The 15964-nt window shown below is 64.7% G+C and carries 15 protein-coding genes; 8 read left to right on the top strand and 7 right to left on the bottom strand.

Features of this window, described 5'->3' with window-relative positions; translation table 11 throughout:
• Positions 1-12 precede the first annotated feature (12 nt).
• The gene (locus CH262_RS01385; RefSeq protein ID WP_094716726.1) at positions 13-1536 is read left to right on the top strand and encodes an acyl-CoA synthetase; all 1524 of its coding nucleotides are present in this window, start codon (positions 13-15) and stop codon (positions 1534-1536) included.
• Here CH262_RS01385 and CH262_RS01380 read toward each other — a convergent pair.
• From CH262_RS01380 to CH262_RS01370, 3 genes are all read right to left on the bottom strand, one after another.
• A complete protein-coding gene (locus CH262_RS01380) occupies positions 1524-2564 on the bottom strand; it encodes an agmatine deiminase family protein (RefSeq protein WP_094716725.1) in 1041 nt (346 codons plus the stop codon). The two genes, CH262_RS01385 and CH262_RS01380, sit on opposite strands and share 13 nt — an antisense overlap.
• A 129-nt stretch (positions 2565-2693) precedes the next feature.
• A complete protein-coding gene (locus CH262_RS01375; RefSeq protein ID WP_094716724.1) occupies positions 2694-4055 on the bottom strand; it encodes a flavin monoamine oxidase family protein in 1362 nt (453 codons plus the stop codon).
• A 153-nt stretch (positions 4056-4208) separates the two neighbouring features.
• Positions 4209-4928: a FadR/GntR family transcriptional regulator gene (locus CH262_RS01370; RefSeq protein WP_027495715.1), complete on the bottom strand. Its 720-nt coding sequence runs from the start codon at positions 4926-4928 to the stop codon at positions 4209-4211.
• Between the two features lie 206 nt (positions 4929-5134).
• On the opposite strand from CH262_RS01370, the gene CH262_RS01365 reads away from it, so the two are divergent.
• The 3 genes from CH262_RS01365 (at position 5135) to CH262_RS01355 (ending at position 9043) form a co-directional block, all read left to right on the top strand.
• Entirely contained in the window at positions 5135-6610 is a 1476-nt protein-coding gene (locus CH262_RS01365; RefSeq protein ID WP_094716723.1) for a peptide MFS transporter, read from the top strand.
• Positions 6611-6719: 109 nt separating this feature from the next.
• Positions 6720-8306: a gamma-glutamyltransferase family protein gene (locus tag CH262_RS01360; RefSeq protein WP_094716722.1), complete on the top strand. Its 1587-nt coding sequence runs from the start codon at positions 6720-6722 to the stop codon at positions 8304-8306.
• Complete coding sequence (locus CH262_RS01355) at positions 8303-9043, top strand: YoaK family protein (RefSeq protein WP_256988610.1); 741 nt, start codon at positions 8303-8305, stop codon at positions 9041-9043. Before CH262_RS01360 ends, CH262_RS01355 begins: the two co-directional genes overlap by 4 nt.
• Here the strand turns inward: CH262_RS01355 and CH262_RS01350 are convergent.
• Both CH262_RS01350 and CH262_RS01345 read right to left on the bottom strand, forming a co-directional pair.
• The gene (locus CH262_RS01350) at positions 9013-10167 is read right to left on the bottom strand and encodes a hypothetical protein (RefSeq protein WP_080731916.1); all 1155 of its coding nucleotides are present in this window, start codon (positions 10165-10167) and stop codon (positions 9013-9015) included. The genes CH262_RS01355 and CH262_RS01350 overlap by 31 nt on opposite strands.
• A gap of 48 nt (positions 10168-10215) precedes the next feature.
• The gene (locus tag CH262_RS01345; protein ID WP_143537087.1) at positions 10216-10476 is read right to left on the bottom strand and encodes a hypothetical protein; all 261 of its coding nucleotides are present in this window, start codon (positions 10474-10476) and stop codon (positions 10216-10218) included.
• Positions 10477-10620: 144 nt separating this feature from the next.
• On the opposite strand from CH262_RS01345, the gene CH262_RS01340 reads away from it, so the two are divergent.
• From CH262_RS01340 to CH262_RS01330, 3 genes are all read left to right on the top strand, one after another.
• Positions 10621-11151: a hypothetical protein gene (locus tag CH262_RS01340; RefSeq protein ID WP_143547040.1), complete on the top strand. Its 531-nt coding sequence runs from the start codon at positions 10621-10623 to the stop codon at positions 11149-11151.
• Positions 11152-11297: 146 nt separating this feature from the next.
• Complete coding sequence (locus tag CH262_RS01335) at positions 11298-12740, top strand: PepSY-associated TM helix domain-containing protein (protein WP_094716720.1); 1443 nt, start codon at positions 11298-11300, stop codon at positions 12738-12740.
• Between the two features lie 70 nt (positions 12741-12810).
• Positions 12811-13614, top strand: a complete 804-nt coding sequence (locus CH262_RS01330) for a DNA-formamidopyrimidine glycosylase family protein (RefSeq protein WP_094716719.1) — start codon at positions 12811-12813, stop codon at positions 13612-13614.
• A gap of 11 nt (positions 13615-13625) precedes the next feature.
• Here the strand turns inward: CH262_RS01330 and CH262_RS01325 are convergent, their stop codons facing one another.
• Complete coding sequence (locus tag CH262_RS01325) at positions 13626-14345, bottom strand: GAF and ANTAR domain-containing protein (protein ID WP_032374855.1); 720 nt, start codon at positions 14343-14345, stop codon at positions 13626-13628.
• Positions 14346-14564: 219 nt separating this feature from the next.
• Complete coding sequence (locus tag CH262_RS01320; protein ID WP_008718579.1) at positions 14565-14735, bottom strand: CsbD family protein; 171 nt, start codon at positions 14733-14735, stop codon at positions 14565-14567.
• 151 nt (positions 14736-14886) lie between these two features.
• Between CH262_RS01320 and CH262_RS01315 the strand changes: the two genes are divergently transcribed.
• Positions 14887-15879: a YihY/virulence factor BrkB family protein gene (locus CH262_RS01315; protein WP_027495725.1), complete on the top strand. Its 993-nt coding sequence runs from the start codon at positions 14887-14889 to the stop codon at positions 15877-15879.
• Positions 15880-15964 lie beyond the last annotated feature (85 nt).

Genomic DNA, 15964 nt, shown 5'->3' with positions numbered 1-15964 from the left:
AACAGATTTCAGATGCGTAATCAAGGCGTCGGTTCGTGGATCCGTCGACGTACCAGGCAGTGCCCGCGAGCAACGGCACTCGAGTTCCGCGGCCAGGTCTCGACCTACGAGCAATTGGACGAGCGCACCACCCGGCTCGCGCACGGTCTACGTGAGCTGGGGGTGGGCCCCGGGGACCGGGTCGGGCTGTTGTCCACCAATCATCCCGCCTACCTCGAAGTACTGTTCGCCTGTGGCGTGCTCGGAGCGATCTTCGTGCCACTCAACGCACGGTTGACCGCACCGGAAGTTGCTTTCGCAGTGCAGGACTCGGGGCTGTCGTTGTTGGTGCATTCCGAGGCCTTGCACGACGTCGCGACCTCGGCGGTCGGTGACGGCCCCACGCGTCGCCTCACGCTCGGCGAGGAGTACGAATCGCTGATCGCGGCGGCCCGCTCGACGCGCATCGACGAAGCGGTGGAGGGTGCGGATCTGTGCTTCGTCATGTACACCTCCGGTACGACCGGTAAACCCAAAGGCGTCGTGATGACTCACGACAACGTGCTGTTCGCCGTTCTCAACGCAGTCCTCGATCTGGACCTGTGCAGCGACGAGGTGGCCCTGGTCTGCGCTCCGCTGTTTCACACCGCCGCGCTCGACATGGTTGCGTTACCCGTCCTGTTCAAGGGCGGCTCGGTCGTCATCGAGGAAGGGTTCGATGCCGGACGCGTGCTCCATCTGGTCGAATCGCGCTCGGTCACGTACACGTTCGGAGTGCCGACGATCTTGGACTCGCTCGTCTCGCATCCCGCGTGGGACGACACGGATCTGACGTCGCTACGCCGGGTGGTGGTGGCCGCGGCGCCGGTGCCGCCGCGCACGCTCCGTACGTATTCCGAACGCGGGATCAAGATGTGTCAGGGCTACGGGCTCACCGAAAGTGGTCCTGGCGCAACGATGCTCGCTGCCGTCGATGCCGAACGAAAAATGGGCACCGCGGGTGTTCCCCATACGTTCTCCGACGTCAGGATCGTCGACGCGATGTCGCAGCCGGTGGAACCGGGGGAGCGCGGTGAAATCCAGATCCAGGGTCCCCACGTGATGAAGGAATACTGGGGTCGTCCCGACGCGACCGCCGACGTGTTCGACGACGGCTGGCTTCGTACCGGCGACGTCGGAATTGCCGACGCGGAGGGATTCGTCACGATCGTCGATCGGCTCAAGGACATGATCATCTCGGGCGGAGAGAACATCTATCCGGCCGAGGTCGAAGCGGCACTTCTCGAACTGCCCGGCATCGACAGTTGCGCAGTGTTCGGTGTACCGGACGAAAAATGGGGCGAATCCGCCGTTGCCGCAATCACTGTCGTCGAGGGAGCAGACGTCGACCTCGATGCCATCGCGGACGCGCTCGGCGGCCGGCTCGCGCGGTACAAGATCCCCAAGCGATACATCCTCGTCGACGAGATCCCACGCAATCCGACGGGCAAGATCCGCAAGAACGAGTTGCGGGAGCAGTATTCGATACCTGCTCCCGCGTCCACTCAGTCCGTCTGAGCCTGTGGCTGGTTCTGTGTGATGCAGTGAATTCCGCCCCCGCGGGCGAAGAGTGGCCGAGCGTCGACGGTGACGACGGTGCGGCCCGGGTATGCCGCCGACAGAATGGCAGCAGCCTCTTCGTCCGCGGGATCGCTGTAGCTGCAGGCGATCACACCGTCGTTGACGACGTAGTGGTTGATGTAACTGTAATCGACGAAGCCCTCCTCGTCGCGGAGAATCTCCGGTGCCGGGACTTTCACGATGGTCCACTTCTCACCGCGTGCGTCCGTGCTGTTCTCGAAGATCTCGAACACGGCCTTGCTGATGTCGTGATCGGGGTGTTCGGGATTGCGTTGGTCGTGCACCAGAACGACGCCGGGCGAGGGGATGGCAGCGACGATGTCGACGTGGCCTCGGGTTCCGAACTCGTCCGCGTCACGGGTGAGTCCACGAGGAAGCCAGATCACCGTGGTGGCGCCGATCGTGCGGGCAAGTTCGGCCTCGACATCGGCCTTCGACAGCGTGGGATTGCGACCGGGATCGAGTTGTACCGTCTCGGTGACGAGAACCGTTCCCAGTCCGTCCACCTGAATACCACCGCCCTCGTTGACGATCGGTGAATCGATCATCTCGGCACCGGACTTCTCGACGACGAGCGCGCCGATCTTCGAGTCCTTGTCCCAGCGCGCCCAGTCCTGCGCGCCCCAGCCGTTGAACACCCAGTCGACGCCGCCGACACGGCCGTCCTCGGACAGCACGAACGTGGGCCCGATGTCGCGCATCCAGGCGTCGTTCAACGGTGCCTCGAGGATGTCGATGGGGAAAGCGCTCTCGGAGGTCAGATACGTGCGTGCGACGGCGCTTTCGGCGGGGTCGACGACGACGGTGACCGGCTCGAATCGAGCGACCGCCTGCGCGACCTCGGCCCACGTGGTGCGAGCCTCGTGGTGCTCCTCGGGCGTGTCACCGAGCGAGTACCCCTCGCACGGATAGGCCATCCAGGTCCGTTCGTGCCGAACACCTTCGGCCGGCATCGTCCACGTCATCACTGCCTCCCGAGGTTCGAGGCCGCAGCCGCGGGCGAGTTGTGTTCTGTGACAGTGCGCATGTGTGTCCTCGGTGCTAGGTGTGGGTCTGCGGTCTGCGGTCTGCGGTGTGCGATCGAATATCGAGTGTCAGGAATCGATTCTCGAGACGATGTCCGCGGCGGTGCGGTGACCCATGCGGATTGCGCCGTCGACGTGTTGGTAGCCCTCCGCGGCGATGTCGGAGCAGGAGAAGTGAATCGGGCCGACGGGAGTGCGGCTGTCCTTGCCGTAGCGGTGCAGACCCCCCAGATCGAAGCTGGCCGCGTACGCACCACGGGTCCATTCTTCCGAACCCCAGTCCGACTCGTAGTAGACGACCGGTTCGAGTGCCTTGGGTCCCAAGTAGTGCGCGATGGACTCGAGTATTCTCGCGCGGCGATCCTGCTCGTCGAGTTCGAACATCGCGTCGGCCTTGGCATCGGACACGAAGCCGACCAGTGTTCCGCGGCTGTCCTGATGGTTGGTGTTGTCGTACACCTCCTGCACGATCTCTGAGGCACCGAAGCCGGTCCCCGACAGCCCGTCCTCGCGCCAGAACGGGGTGTCGTAAACGGCATGGACCTTGATCACCAGTCCGAGGGACTGATGCTGGTGCATCTGATGCTGGCGACGCGGGAGCGGCGGGTCGTAGGAGATGCGCGAATACAGGTTCGGTGGAACGGCGAGAACGACCCGCTTGGCGTGTACCTCGATGTCACCGTCGGCGAATACCGTTGCGCCGTCGGAGTTCCACCGCACCGTTCGCACCGGCGCGTCGAGGATGACGTCGTCGCCGAGGGCGGCCGCCATGCGGATCGACACCTGCTGCATGCCACCGACGACGCGCTTGTCGAGGATGAAGTTCTCGTCCACCAAGTGCGAGAACGATCCCGCCGATGCGGCCATCAAGACTGCTTGCAGAGCCGAGAACGCGTGCGCAGGTTTGGTGAGCATGCCACCGGCGATGAACATGCCGATGTTTCCTCGTGCCTCGGCATCGTCGGACTCACGAATCAGCCACTGCTCGAACGAGATCGTGTCCAGTTCACGCGCCAGCGGGTGCGCCCACGGCTCCTCGGGGCCGACCTGGGCGGCCAAGTCGTCGAGCAGAGCGACGAGTCGGTCCATCTCTTTCTCGGTGGTCTCGTCGACGGGGAACGAGTCACCCGAGTAACGGGTCCGCTCGCCCGCGGCGGAGATGTAGACGGACTCGCCCTCGCGGTATCGGTCGAACGTCTCGAGGCCGAGCTCACCGATCAGCGCGATCAGAGATTCCTGATCGGGTGACACCCACTGACCGCCGATTTCGAGGCTTGCACCGTCGATGGTGTTCGTCCAGGTACGTCCTCCGACGCGGTCGCGCGCTTCCAGCACGGCGACGGACAATCCTGCTTTGCGGAGCTCGGTTGCTGCGGCCAGGCCGGAAGGGCCGGCCCCGACGATAGCGACGTCACGGTCGAGGGTGGGCACTGTCGAGCTCCTTTGTTCGCGGTCGATCGGCCCGAGCCGATAGCACCTCGATTCTGTCCGGAATCCACCCGATCCGCACACGACGAAGTGGCCAATCGAGCGCATTCACGCGCACCGTTTCGGACAACAGGCTGGTGCGCTCGGCGCTGGAAGTCAGTGCGCGAGCGGTGTGATCGCCTCGAGCACGTCGGCAAGGTGATCGTGCATCGCCTTCCGGGCGCGAACCGGATCACGTTCTGCAATAGCGTGATAGATGCTGCGGTGTGCATCGACGGAGCGTTGCATCCGCTGCTCGGTCTGAAAACTTGCCTGCCTCGACGGTGCCATCCACTCGTTGGTCTCGGTCACGAGCCTGGTGAGCATGGAGTTGTGGGCAAGGCCGGCGATCGCGAGATGGAACTGCACGTCGCAGAGTTGCATGACCTGCAGAGACGGCGGCCGATTTCCGAGCTCTCGCTCGGACGTTTCGAGTGGAGTGCGTAAGGCATGCAACTCGGACGTGCGGTGGCGGACGGCGGCACGCTCGGCAATGGGTGGTTCGACGACCGTGCGTAGATCCATCACCTCGCGAACGGTGCGTTGGTCACTGCTCATGCTTCCGAAGATGCTTCCTTCGGCCAGAGCGCGCATCTCCAGTGGTGCGACGATGCGGCCGGCTCGGGGTTTACGCGTCAGATAGCCCCGCAATTCGAGGTCCTGAAGTGCATGGCGGATCGAGATTCGCGACGCTCCGAGCATCGTCACCAGGGCGCGTTCGCTGGGTAATTTCGATCCCGCCTCGACGCGACCGCTGTCGATCAGCTGCGCGATCCGGGCGCTGAGCAGCTCGGGGACCGACGCCGCTTCGACGTCTATCTCGGACCACGCTGTCATGGAAAGCCCCGTCCCCGCAGGTTACGAACTGGTCCTACCAAAATACCAGATTCACTCTGTTTCCCCAGTAAAGATCCGTTGACGTGTAAATATCCCACTCTTCACCTTGACGGTCTGGTCCTACCAGTTTTAGATCAACACATCGTGACAACGGTCACTCATTCTCCTGAACCACTGATTCCCATGGACCCTAGAGGTGGACCAGCATGACAACGGACGGAACACTCCACAAGCCGAACGCAGGAGAGCGGGGAGCGATCGGCTCGACGTTCCGTGATCAGCCGCGTGGGCTCGTGACGCTGGCCGGCACGGAGTTGTGGGAGCGATTCAGCTTCTACGGCCTACAGGTGATCCTCGCGTACTACCTGTACTACTCACTCGCCGAGGGTGGACTGGGACTCGATGTCGGCGTGGCGGTCGGTATCGCCGGATCCTACGGCGGCGCAGTCTATATCGCCCAGATGGGCGGAGCCTGGGTTGCCGACCGACTCGTCGCCCCGCGCACGGTGGTGCTCTACTCCGCTGTCGCCATCATCACCGGCCACGTCGTACTGGCGCTGATCACGACGACAGCCGGTATGGGCGCAGGATTGCTGCTGATCGTCATCGGAACCGGCGGACTCAAAGTCAACGTCACCGCGATGGTCGGACTGCTGTACGCGAACGACGACCCCAAACGCGACTCGGGCTACTCGCTCTACTACATGGGAATCGGACTCGGCGCATTCCTCGGCCCGCTGCTCACCGGTGCCCTGCAGAGCTCGGCCGGTTTCCACATCGCCTTCGGCGCAGCGGCAGTGGGCATGCTGATCGGCCTGGCCCAGTACGCGGTCGGGTACAAGCATCTGCCCGAGGCCACCCGAACGGTAGCCAATCCGCTTCCACGCTCGCGTCGGGGCGCGGCCGCAGCTCTCGCGGGATCGGTCACCCTGGTCATCGTTGCCGCGGCCGTCAGCGGCCTCCTGAATCTCGACAATCTGGGAACCGTGCTGACCGCGATCATCGTGATCGCCAGCATCGCCTACTTCGCAATGCTGTTGTCCTCGAGGAAAGTCGACGCTACCGAGCATCGACGAGTGCTCGCCTACATTCCGGTGTTCCTCAGTAGCTTGCTGTTCTGGACGTTGCTGTTCCAGTTGTTCACCACCCTGGCGGTGTACATGGACACCCGCGTCGATCTGACGGTCGGCTCGTTGACGATCCCTGCGGCAACCGTGATCACGTTGGAAGGTCTCTTCGCCACTGTCATCGCTCCGATCTATGCCGTCGTCTGGACGCGGATGGGCAGTCGGCAGCCCAGTCCCGGAACGAAAATCGTCGTGGGAATCGGCCTGCTGGCGGTGGCGATGGCCATGTTTGCGGCAATGGCGGGCACATCAGGGGCGACGAATTCCGTTGTGCTGGTTCTCGTCGCGATGTTGCTGTTCGGTGCCGGCGAGATAGCCGTCGTGCCGTCGGTCCTGTCAGCCACTGCGCAGCTCGCACCCGCATCGCACAAGGCCGGGATGACGTCGCTGTACTTCCTCACGATGGCAGGAGGCTCGACGCTGGCCGGCTTGTTCGCTCAGAAGTACTCTGCAACAAACGAACTGACGTTCTTCGGTGCGACGGCCGCGGCGTCGATCGTCGCCGCGGCGGTGCTGTACGGTGCCTATCGCACGCTCATCGCACGAGCGCTCTGACGTGACACTTCCATGACGTGACACTGCTCCACCGCAACACTTTCGGACGAACCCAGAACATGCCCCGACCGATCCTGCTGTCGGATCGGCCGCACTCGAGGAGATATTCATGCCCGAACAGTCGCAACCGGCACCCGGCGTGGCAATCGCCGCGCCGCACACCGCGGCCGTCGACGCTGCCCGCACGATCGTCGGAGCCGGTGGCAACGCCGTCGATGCAGCGGTCGCTGCGGCTGCGGCGCTCACCGTGGTCTACCCGCACATGTGCAGTGTGGGCGGTGACGTCATCGCGTTGCTGCGAACGAGCGACGGCAGCACCACCTGTATCAACGCATCGGGAGCATACGGTTCGGCCGCATCCGTGGATCAGCTGTTCGAGACGATCCAGACGATGCCGATCAACGGTCCGCTGACGGTGTCCGTTCCGGGTGCAGTGTCCGGGTGGGCGGCTCTGCTCGACGCCGGTGGCTCGCTGCCGTTACGCAACGTACTGGCACCAGCAATTTCGCTTGCCACAGAGGGGTTTCCGGCCAGCCCAGGACTCGTCGAGATGATCGAGCTCGACCGTGACGCACTGATCACCGATCCAGGCTTGCGCGCGAAGTTCTTCGTCGATGGTCAGCCGATCCCCGTTGGGCACCTCGTCGTGCAGCCCGAGTTGGCCCGAACCCTGACGGACCTGGCGACCGATGGCCTCGATTCGTTCTATCGCGGTCACACCGCCGACCGATTCGCCGCCGGACTGAAGAAACTCGACGTGCCGGTATCGAGAGAGGATCTCGAACGTCATCGTCCGAGCGTCGAAGAACCTCTGGTGCGCGAATTCGACGGATTCTCGGTGGCCACGGCACCACCGAACTCGCAGGGCTACACGCTGATTCGATCTCTCGGTGCCGCCTTGTCCGGGAGTGCGTCTGCAGGGGATGTCGACGCCGGGGTATTGGCCGAGATCTTCTACGACTCCGACGAGCATCGCGATACCTACCTCGCCGACCCACGCTGTGCCACTGTGGATATCCACGATCAGCTGACCCCGGCCGGCTTCGCGGCAATTCACGACGCGGCAGCAGCCCGGGTGGCAGGAGCCGAACGCCAGACCTCGACCGCGTCTCCGCGTCCGGGCGGTGACACCGTCGGAATCGCCGTCGTAGCGAAGGACGGCACCGCAGTGTCGTTGATACAGTCCGTCTTTCATTCCTTCGGAGCGCAGATCCTCGAGCCCGACACCGGGCTCGTGCTGCACAACCGTGCTGCGTTCTTCACGCTCGATGCCGCGTCGCCCAATCGCGTCGAGTCCGGAAAGCGGCCCGCGCACACGCTCGTTCCGGTGATCGTGGACTGGGCGGACGGAGCGGTGTCCGCCCACTCGACCATGGGAGGCAAAGCGCAGTCGCAGATTCACACCCAGTTGATCCTGCGGGCGCTGCGTGGATTCGATCCGCAGCAGATCGTCTCCGCGCCCCGATTCATCGTCGGCGGATTGGAAGCCGGCACACCCAACGGTTCGGTACTGGTCGAGCCGACATTGGAGGACTCCGCCGTCGAACAGATCTCGCAGACGGTGTTCACCGTCAAGCATGGCACCGAATTGGACAGTAACGCTGGTCATTCCATGGTGGCCAGGGTTTCAGCCGACGGAACGCTCGACGCCGGCGCGGACCCGCGTAGTGACGGCGGCGTGTGGGTGACCGCATGAGTGTCGACGAGTCGGTATCGGCCGAAGAACATTCCGAAAGCCCCAGCGTGGGGCAACGCATCGACAAGGCCGTGAACGGTCATCTCCGATTGTGGTCGATGATGGTGCTGACGATGGTGACCGGCATGCTCGACGCCGTCGGCTACCTCGGGCTCGACCGCATCTTCACCGGAAACATGACCGGCAACATCGTCATCCTCGGTATGGGGGTGGCAGGTGAGGACGGACTCCCGATCGTCGGCCCGCTGGTAGCGCTGTTCGCCTTCGTGCTCGGTGCCGCGCTGGCCGGGGTGACGCTTCGCTCGGCTGCGCCGGGATGGAACATTCGGGTCACCGCGATCTTCGCAGTGGGAACACTGGCACTTCTCGCAGCAGGCGTCACGCTGCTGGTGGTCGACGTGCAGGGCAACTCGCCGCTCGGTATCGCGATCGCCAGTGTCATCGCAGTCGACATGGGGGCTCAGGCGCTCGCTGCGCGCTTCCTCGCGGTCAAGGACATGACGACCGTCGTCGTCACGTCGACCATCACCTCGCTCGCCGGCGAGTCGTTCGTCGGCCAGGGCCCCGGTCGGCTGTTCAACCGGCGGCTCTGGGCGATCCTGGTGCTGTTCGTCGGTGCCGTCATCGGAGCGCTGCTACTTCGCGTGGACATTGCGATACCAGTGCTGCTTGGTGCGGCTCTGACCGCAGCGGTCGCGACGCTCGGTCATCGGTCCTGGGACGCAGCCACGGGCTGAGCCGCACCGGCGTCGTCGGTGCGAGACCGTTCTGCGCTGTGCTGGCGCCGGAGCATCTCTCGGTGGCCGTACGTCGCGTTGAGGATGTCGCTGCGATCGGACACCGACGAGCCCACTGCTCCGGCGACCGTGCCCAACGACGCCGCCAACCAGGCCAGTGACAGGTAGTCCGCCGTGTTTGCTTCTCGCCCGATCTGAGCGGTGAGAAACTCGGGCGAGATCACCACGGCAGCAGAGAGCAACACGACCGCGAACAGAACGGCATACATACACAGCACGCCGGCCACGACGGTGCCGAGAGTGGCAGAGTTGTATATCCAGCGATCGGTGGTCGAGGAGCGGAACCGTCGGTGCTCCCAGAGGCCGTGCGGAAAGATCAGCCACACCGTGATGGCCACGATGGCGGCGACGCCGATCAGTGTGAGCCGGGCAGGTGTCATCGAGGCCGCCATCTGCCAGATGCTCGCGTAGAACACACCGAACGCCGACGCGGCGCTCGCGGCCGCGAGCACGCTCGACAGTGCGGGGACGAGACGCCACGGCCGATTGCAGCGAATCATGCCCATGATCATGCGTGTTCGGCCGAACATGCCGGGAGTGAGCAGGATTCGCTCGCCGCCACCGTCGGGGTCGGGGCCCGGAGCCCACTTGGACATCGACCGTCGCAGGTGTGGCCGCGAGGCAGTATCGCTGCGGAGGAGATCGTGCACGATGGCGATCGCGACCGCCACGGCGCGACGCCGAACACCGATGGTGCCGAACGACGGTACGTACAACGCACCGGTCGAACCGTCACGCAATTCGGCGACGACCGGGCTGGCTCCGACGCGTCGCGGAACCTCGGAGATGCAGAGCACCAAGTCGAATGTGTTGGTGGCCTGAATGGCCTCCAGCCACTGACCCAACGGCGCAGAACCTGCCTCGGTGGGAGGCAGCGTGACTGCGGGCCGGGCCGTGTCCAGTCGGGCATCGGTTCCGTCGATCGTGATGGTGGGCGGAAGTTCCTGTTCGATGGCGGCCGCTATCGTCGACGCGAATCCCTCGTCGGCCACCAACCCGATCGTGATCGTTCGTTGTCCTTCGCTTTCGGCCCCCGAGCCGTTGTCTGTCTTGTCGAAAACCATCTTGTCGCGGTACCCCGGACCAGGCGCCCTCACACACCGAGCCGGACGTCAGCACACGGGTTCGGGTTCACCCGTCGAGATCTGGAAGCGGCTGTGCAGTGCGTCCAGTTGGCGGTGCAATTCGTACAGCGCCTGCTTCTGAGCGCGGGCCTCGTCGGTGTGCCACTTCGCGCTGCGGGGGTCGCCCACCCGGAAGGCCTTGTGGGCGTAGTTCTCGGAGACCTCGATTCGGCTCGATGTCGACGCAATTTCGGCCGCGAGCATGTGGGCGAACACACGGGCCTGAGCCACATCCGAACTGTCCGGCACGGCAATCCTCTCTGAACGTGGCGTGATACTCGCGATCACCATAACGGACCTGAAAAAGACCGCTGGATCGGTTTTCGCGCACAAACCATGCGACATAGGCGAGATGCCAGTGCCTCTGCCGAAACGGGTAGCAGTCTGCTGTTCGTGCCCGCGACCCCGGACGGATCCGCAGCCCTGCGCGGGTCTGCCGTCGGCGCTCTGACGGCAACGATCACCGCCACCGCGCACGCATTCGGCGGAGGTATGTTCCCCTCCGACGCCGCGATCGTCCTGTTGGCACTGGTGTGCGCGGGACTCGGTTACGCCGCAGGCGCAGTGCCGATCGTCATCGCGCCTCGCCTGCAGCTGATGGCGACGCTGGCCGCTGCGCAGACGATCGGACACGTGCTGCTGACGATAGTCGACGGCGATCACCACGGTTCGGTGCTGACGCAGCAGATGCTTGCGGCCCACGCGATCGCGATCGTCGTCGGCGCGGTGATCGTGCACGGGGCCGAGCGTGGGATCTCGCACGCAGCCACCGTTGTTCGTCGAATACTCCCGATACTGGCAATTCTCGTCGTCGACGACTCGCAGAGTGCCACCCCGCTTCCGCTGTATCGCACACCCGGCGTCCACCGGCTCCTCGATCTCTCGGGCTCCGGGAACCGCGGACCGCCTGCCGCGTCGTACTGACCGCAGCCTCCCACCTACCGCTCCTGCACCGCGGGGGCGAGCAGAGCTGCGGCAATTTCTTCACGCGCACAGCACGATTCGCTCGACCTCGAGTCGACCCGTGCCCACGGCGCGCGCCCACCCCTGCCTTCACGAAACGAGCTGTCATGTCCACACCGGAAAAGGAACGCGTCGCCGATCCTTCCCCGCCCACCCGTCCGTCCGGCCCGCGCAGCTGGCGTCCGCTGATTCTTCGTCTGCACTTCTACGCGGGCATACTCATCGCACCGTTCATCCTGATCGCCACCGTCAGCGGCGGCCTCTACGCCGTCGCCCCGACCATCGAACAACTCGTCTACCGCGACTATCTGCACGTCGACTCCACCGGACCGGCTGTCCCGGTCGCCCAACAGATCCGAGCCGCTCAGGCCGAGAGGCCGGATCTGACCGTGTCGGCCGTGCGACCCGCCGCCGAAGTCGGCGACACCACCCGAGTGCTGTTCACCGACCCGACCCTCGGCGAATCGCGACGACTGGCCGTCTTCGTCGATCCCGCCACGGCGTCACCGGTGGGTGAACTTGCCGTCTACGGCTCCTCGAGCGCCTTGCCGGTCAGAACGTGGATCTCGGAATTGCACCGACACCTGCACCTCGGTGAACCGGGCCGGATCTACAGCGAACTGGCCGCATCCTGGTTGTGGGTGATCGCGCTCGGCGGCCTGTACCTGTGGATCGATCGCTACCGACGCAACCGAGACCGGGCGACACTGCTCACCTTCGATCGTGAATCGAAGGGCCGCAACCGATCCTTGAACTGGCATGGCGTAGCCGGTGTCTGGATCGCTGTAGGTCTGATCTTCCTCTCCGCCACCGGACTCACGTGGTCCACCTACGCGGGCGCGAACGTCACCGACCTCCGCGCGGCGCTGAGCTGGACGACCCCTGCCGTCGCCACGACCATCGGTTCCTCCGACACGGCGACCATGGGGGATCACTCGGGGGATCACTCGGGCCACGGTGGGCATTCGATGGACATGTCGGCCGATGCGTCGGCGACAGACAGCAATGTCGGCCGCATCGATTCGGTAATCGATACTGCCGCAGCGAACGGCATCGACGGAGCGGTGGAGGCGTCGATCCCGGCGTCGGACGACGTGGCGTTCGTCGTCGCCGAAACCCGTCAGCCCTGGGTGATGTCGAACAACTCGATCTCGATCGACGGCAGCACCGGCGCGGTGATCGACACCCAATACTTCGCCGATTGGCCGGTGGCAGCCAAGCTGGCGGCCTGGGGAATTCAGTTGCACATGGGGACCCTGTTCGGCGTGGCCAATCAGATTGCCCTGGTTGGGCTTTCGCTCGCCTTGGCATCGGTCATCGTGCGCGGCTACATGATGTGGTGGAAGCGTCGCCCCACGAAGAGCGCTGGACTCACCGCAGGCCGGCCGCCTCTGCGTGGGGGACTGCGCCGCATCTCGCCGATCTCTGCGGTGCTCCTCGCCACGGCTGCCGTGGCCGTCGGCTGGTTCCTGCCCTTGTTGGGGCTCAGCCTGGTCGCCTTCCTGGCGGTCGACTTCATGGTCGGATACGTCAGGCGGCCCGCGCACTGACGCGAGGAGGACGACGCGCTCTCGCCGGTCGGTCCGATTGTTTCTGCCGCCCTCGGGATACTCGGAGACCATGCCCGAAGGTGACACCGTCCATGCGCTCGCCGCGCGATTGCGGCGAGCGCTGGACGGCGTCACGCTACGGGCAGGGCGACTGAACGTGCCCGCACACGCCGTCGAGAATCTCGCCGGGCGAACCGTCGTCGCGCACCGGACGCACGGCAAGCATCTGTTCACCGATTTCGACGACGACACCACGCTGCACACCCACCTCCGCATGACGGGATCGTGGACGGTGGTGCGAGCCGGCCGCTCGATACCGCGGCGGGTGCAGCCCGACGTCCGGGTGCGGCTGGCCGCGGTGGACGGGCCGACCGCATACGGAATCCTGTTGCCGGTCGTCGACTACGGGTACACGGCCTCGATGAATGCGCTGGTCGCGCATCTGGGACCGGACCCATTGCATGCCGAGTTCGACACCGATCGTGCGGCATCGAACATCCTCGCGCAGGGTTCTCGGCCGATCGTCTCGACCCTCCTGGATCAGCGGGTCATCGCGGGGCCCGGAAATCTATGGGCGAACGAGCTGTGTTTTCTGCGTGGACTGTGGCCCTGGGCTCCGTCGGCAGGCGTCGACGCGGAGAAATTGGTGACTCTGCTCGAGCGGGCGATGCGGCATTCGGCGAGCACCCCCGGGGCCATGCAGGTCACCACCGGCGACACTCGTCGCGGCCGGACCCACTGGGTTGCCGGTCGGGCCGGTAAACCGTGTCTGCGGTGCGCGACCGTCATTCGTGTCGAGGCCGACGTGCCGAACGACCCCGATCGACGTCGAACATGGTGGTGTCCGCACTGCCAGCCGGAGCCAGGGCTGTGACCGCGGAAGGGTCAGAACGTCGAGTTCGTCGGGTGGTCGGCGTCGACGAGATCGCGAGCGACGGTGTGCAGGGGAAGGTTCTGTTGCTGCGACAGTTTCGCCAGTAGGTCGAATGCCTGTACTGCGTCGAGGTCGTAGCGTTCCATGATCATGCCTTTTGCCTGGCCGATGATGTCCCGGCTGGCCAAGCCGGTCCGGAATTGCTCGGTGTCGCGGGCACTGAGCATTGCGATGGCAGCATGCGCAGACAAGGCCTCGCCGATCGCTACCGCATCGGCGTCGAACGCTCCGGTGACGTCGCTGTACAACACCAGGGCCCCGAGGTCATCGGCGTTGCTGTAGAGCTGAAAGGCCGAGAGCGACTTGAAACCGGCCTCGATGGCCATCGCAGCGAACTGCGGCCATCGCGGTTCGGTTGCCAGATCGTAGGACACGACGACGTCGAGGTGTCGGACCTCGGTGGGAATCGGACCTTCGTCGAGTTCGTACTGCAACCGACACAGCTTCTCGGCGATCGGGTCCGTCGATGCGACGACTGTGCGCTCACCCTTGTTCACCGTGGTGATGCATCCGGTGGTTGCGCCCGGAATGAGCCGAATCGCCATTCGGAGAATCTCACTCAACGTCTGCGGCATCGACCGATGAGTGTCGCGCAGCGATCGAGCGAACTGCGCGAGCGACAGTGCTTCGGACGTTCGAGACGTGTCTTGCTCGGCCGGTGAATCAGTCATTCACACGATCCTCTCGCGCGGTGGACCGTCGACGTCGTCGCGTCGGCGAGATCCTCGATCGTGCGCCTGCTTCTGGACGCCCTGTCCCGACCTCGAGGCCGGATCAATGGATTTTATACGGTTCGCGATGCGGTGGTCCGGTGAGTATCGCGGCGCATCGTCGCGGGGTGCACGAAGGGCCGCCGATCATTCGATCGACGACCCTTCCGGGGCTGCTGGTTACTTGAAGGTGTCCTTGATGTTCTCGCCGACCTTCTTGACGCCGGCCGAACCCTGATCCTTCTTGCCCTCGGCCTCGAGGTCCTTGTTGTCGGTTGCGTCGCCGACAACTTCCTTCGCCTTGCCGATGGCGTCCTCTGCTGCGTTCTTGGCCTTGTCGATGAAGCTCATGGCGAGTTCCTTTCTCGGTTCGGGTTGTTCTCGAAGGGTTGGTCGGAGCTCGACCGACGAAGCGCACGTCCAGATCGTGAGAGCTGGGTCACACCGAAAGCCGGAGCGTCGACGTTTCCGCAGGCTCGTCGCTGGCTACATTCGACCGATGATGGTCGCGAAGGTGGACAACTTCCAGCGCAGGCACCCCTCGGCAGGTTTCCCGCTGGCGGTGCTCTACAAATTCATGGACGACCGGGGCGGCTACCTCGCGGCATTGATCGCCTACTACTCGTTCCTGTCGCTGTTTCCCCTTCTGCTGCTGTTCACCACGCTGCTGGGAATCGTGCTGGCCGGAGACCCGGAGCTGCAGACCCGCATCATCGACTCGGCGATGAGTCAGATCCCGGTCATCGGTGACCAGCTCGGTCAACCGGACCGCCTCAGTGGCGGAACCACGGCCATCGTCATCGGCGTCGTCGGGTCGCTGTACGGCGGACTCGGAGTGTCGCTGGCCGTGCAGTACGCGATGAACACCGCGTGGTCGGTGCCGCGCAACGAGCAACCGGACCCCATCAAGGGTCGGCTGCGCGGATTGTTGCTGCTCAGCACTGTCGGCACCGCGATCATCGGACTGACGGTGCTGAACGGCGTCGCATCCTCGGGCGTGTTCGGGTTCGCCGGTGGTGCGCTCGCACTCGTCGGAGCGGTGGTGGTCAACGCCGCCGTCTTCACCGCGGCCTTCCGAATCGGCACCGCGCGGGACCTGAGCGTGCGAGACGTGCTCCCCGGTGCGGCGATCGCGGCCGTCGTCTGGCAGGCGCTGCAGTCGTTCGGCGGCATCTACATCCGCTACGTCGTGGGCAACGCGAGTGCAAGCAACGGCATCTTCGCCATCGTCCTCGGTCTGCTGGGTTTCCTGTACGTCGCGTCGGTGCTGATCGTGCTGTGCATCGAGATCAATGCCGTGCGCGTCGACCACCTGCATCCCCGGGCTCTGCTGACGCCGTTCACCGACAACGTCGAACTCACCGAGGGCGACAAGAACTCCTACACCGGTCAAGCAGAAGCGCAGCGTAACAAGGGATTCCAAGACATCACGGTCACGTACGACGAGCCGAATTCGGTGGTGGACGAGGACTCGTCGAGCACGCGAGGCGACTGATTCGGCACCGCAAACGCGCGCGCGTTTGCCATCCGCGCGCGAAATAGTGCCCGATCGCCCCGCTATTCCGCGCGCATCCAACGAA

Origin of the sequence: Rhodococcus sp. 05-2255-1e, assembly GCF_002259025.1 — a bacterium.
Taxonomy (GTDB): Bacteria; Actinomycetota; Actinomycetes; order Mycobacteriales; family Mycobacteriaceae; genus Rhodococcoides; species Rhodococcoides fascians.
This window is presented reverse-complemented; position numbering and strand designations above follow the sequence as displayed.

Excerpts from the sequence above, each read along its gene's own strand:
- CH262_RS01350 (WP_080731916.1), bottom strand. The coding sequence starts at position 10,167 with ATGGTTTTCGACAAGACAGACAACGGCTCGGGGGCCGAAAGCGAAGGA.
- CH262_RS01385 (WP_094716726.1), top strand. The coding sequence starts at position 13 with ATGCGTAATCAAGGCGTCGGTTCGTGGATCCGTCGACGTACCAGGCAG.
- CH262_RS01370 (WP_027495715.1), bottom strand. The coding sequence starts at position 4,928 with ATGACAGCGTGGTCCGAGATAGACGTCGAAGCGGCGTCGGTCCCCGAG.
- CH262_RS01325 (WP_032374855.1), bottom strand. The coding sequence starts at position 14,345 with ATGACTGATTCACCGGCCGAGCAAGACACGTCTCGAACGTCCGAAGCA.
- CH262_RS01380 (WP_094716725.1), bottom strand. The coding sequence starts at position 2,564 with ATGACGTGGACGATGCCGGCCGAAGGTGTTCGGCACGAACGGACCTGG.
- CH262_RS01365 (WP_094716723.1), top strand. The coding sequence starts at position 5,135 with ATGACAACGGACGGAACACTCCACAAGCCGAACGCAGGAGAGCGGGGA.
- CH262_RS01320 (WP_008718579.1), bottom strand. The coding sequence starts at position 14,735 with ATGAGCTTCATCGACAAGGCCAAGAACGCAGCAGAGGACGCCATCGGC.
- CH262_RS01355 (WP_256988610.1), top strand. The coding sequence starts at position 8,303 with ATGAGTGTCGACGAGTCGGTATCGGCCGAAGAACATTCCGAAAGCCCC.
- CH262_RS01360 (WP_094716722.1), top strand. The coding sequence starts at position 6,720 with ATGCCCGAACAGTCGCAACCGGCACCCGGCGTGGCAATCGCCGCGCCG.
- CH262_RS01315 (WP_027495725.1), top strand. The coding sequence starts at position 14,887 with ATGGTCGCGAAGGTGGACAACTTCCAGCGCAGGCACCCCTCGGCAGGT.
- CH262_RS01330 (WP_094716719.1), top strand. The coding sequence starts at position 12,811 with ATGCCCGAAGGTGACACCGTCCATGCGCTCGCCGCGCGATTGCGGCGA.
- CH262_RS01335 (WP_094716720.1), top strand. The coding sequence starts at position 11,298 with ATGTCCACACCGGAAAAGGAACGCGTCGCCGATCCTTCCCCGCCCACC.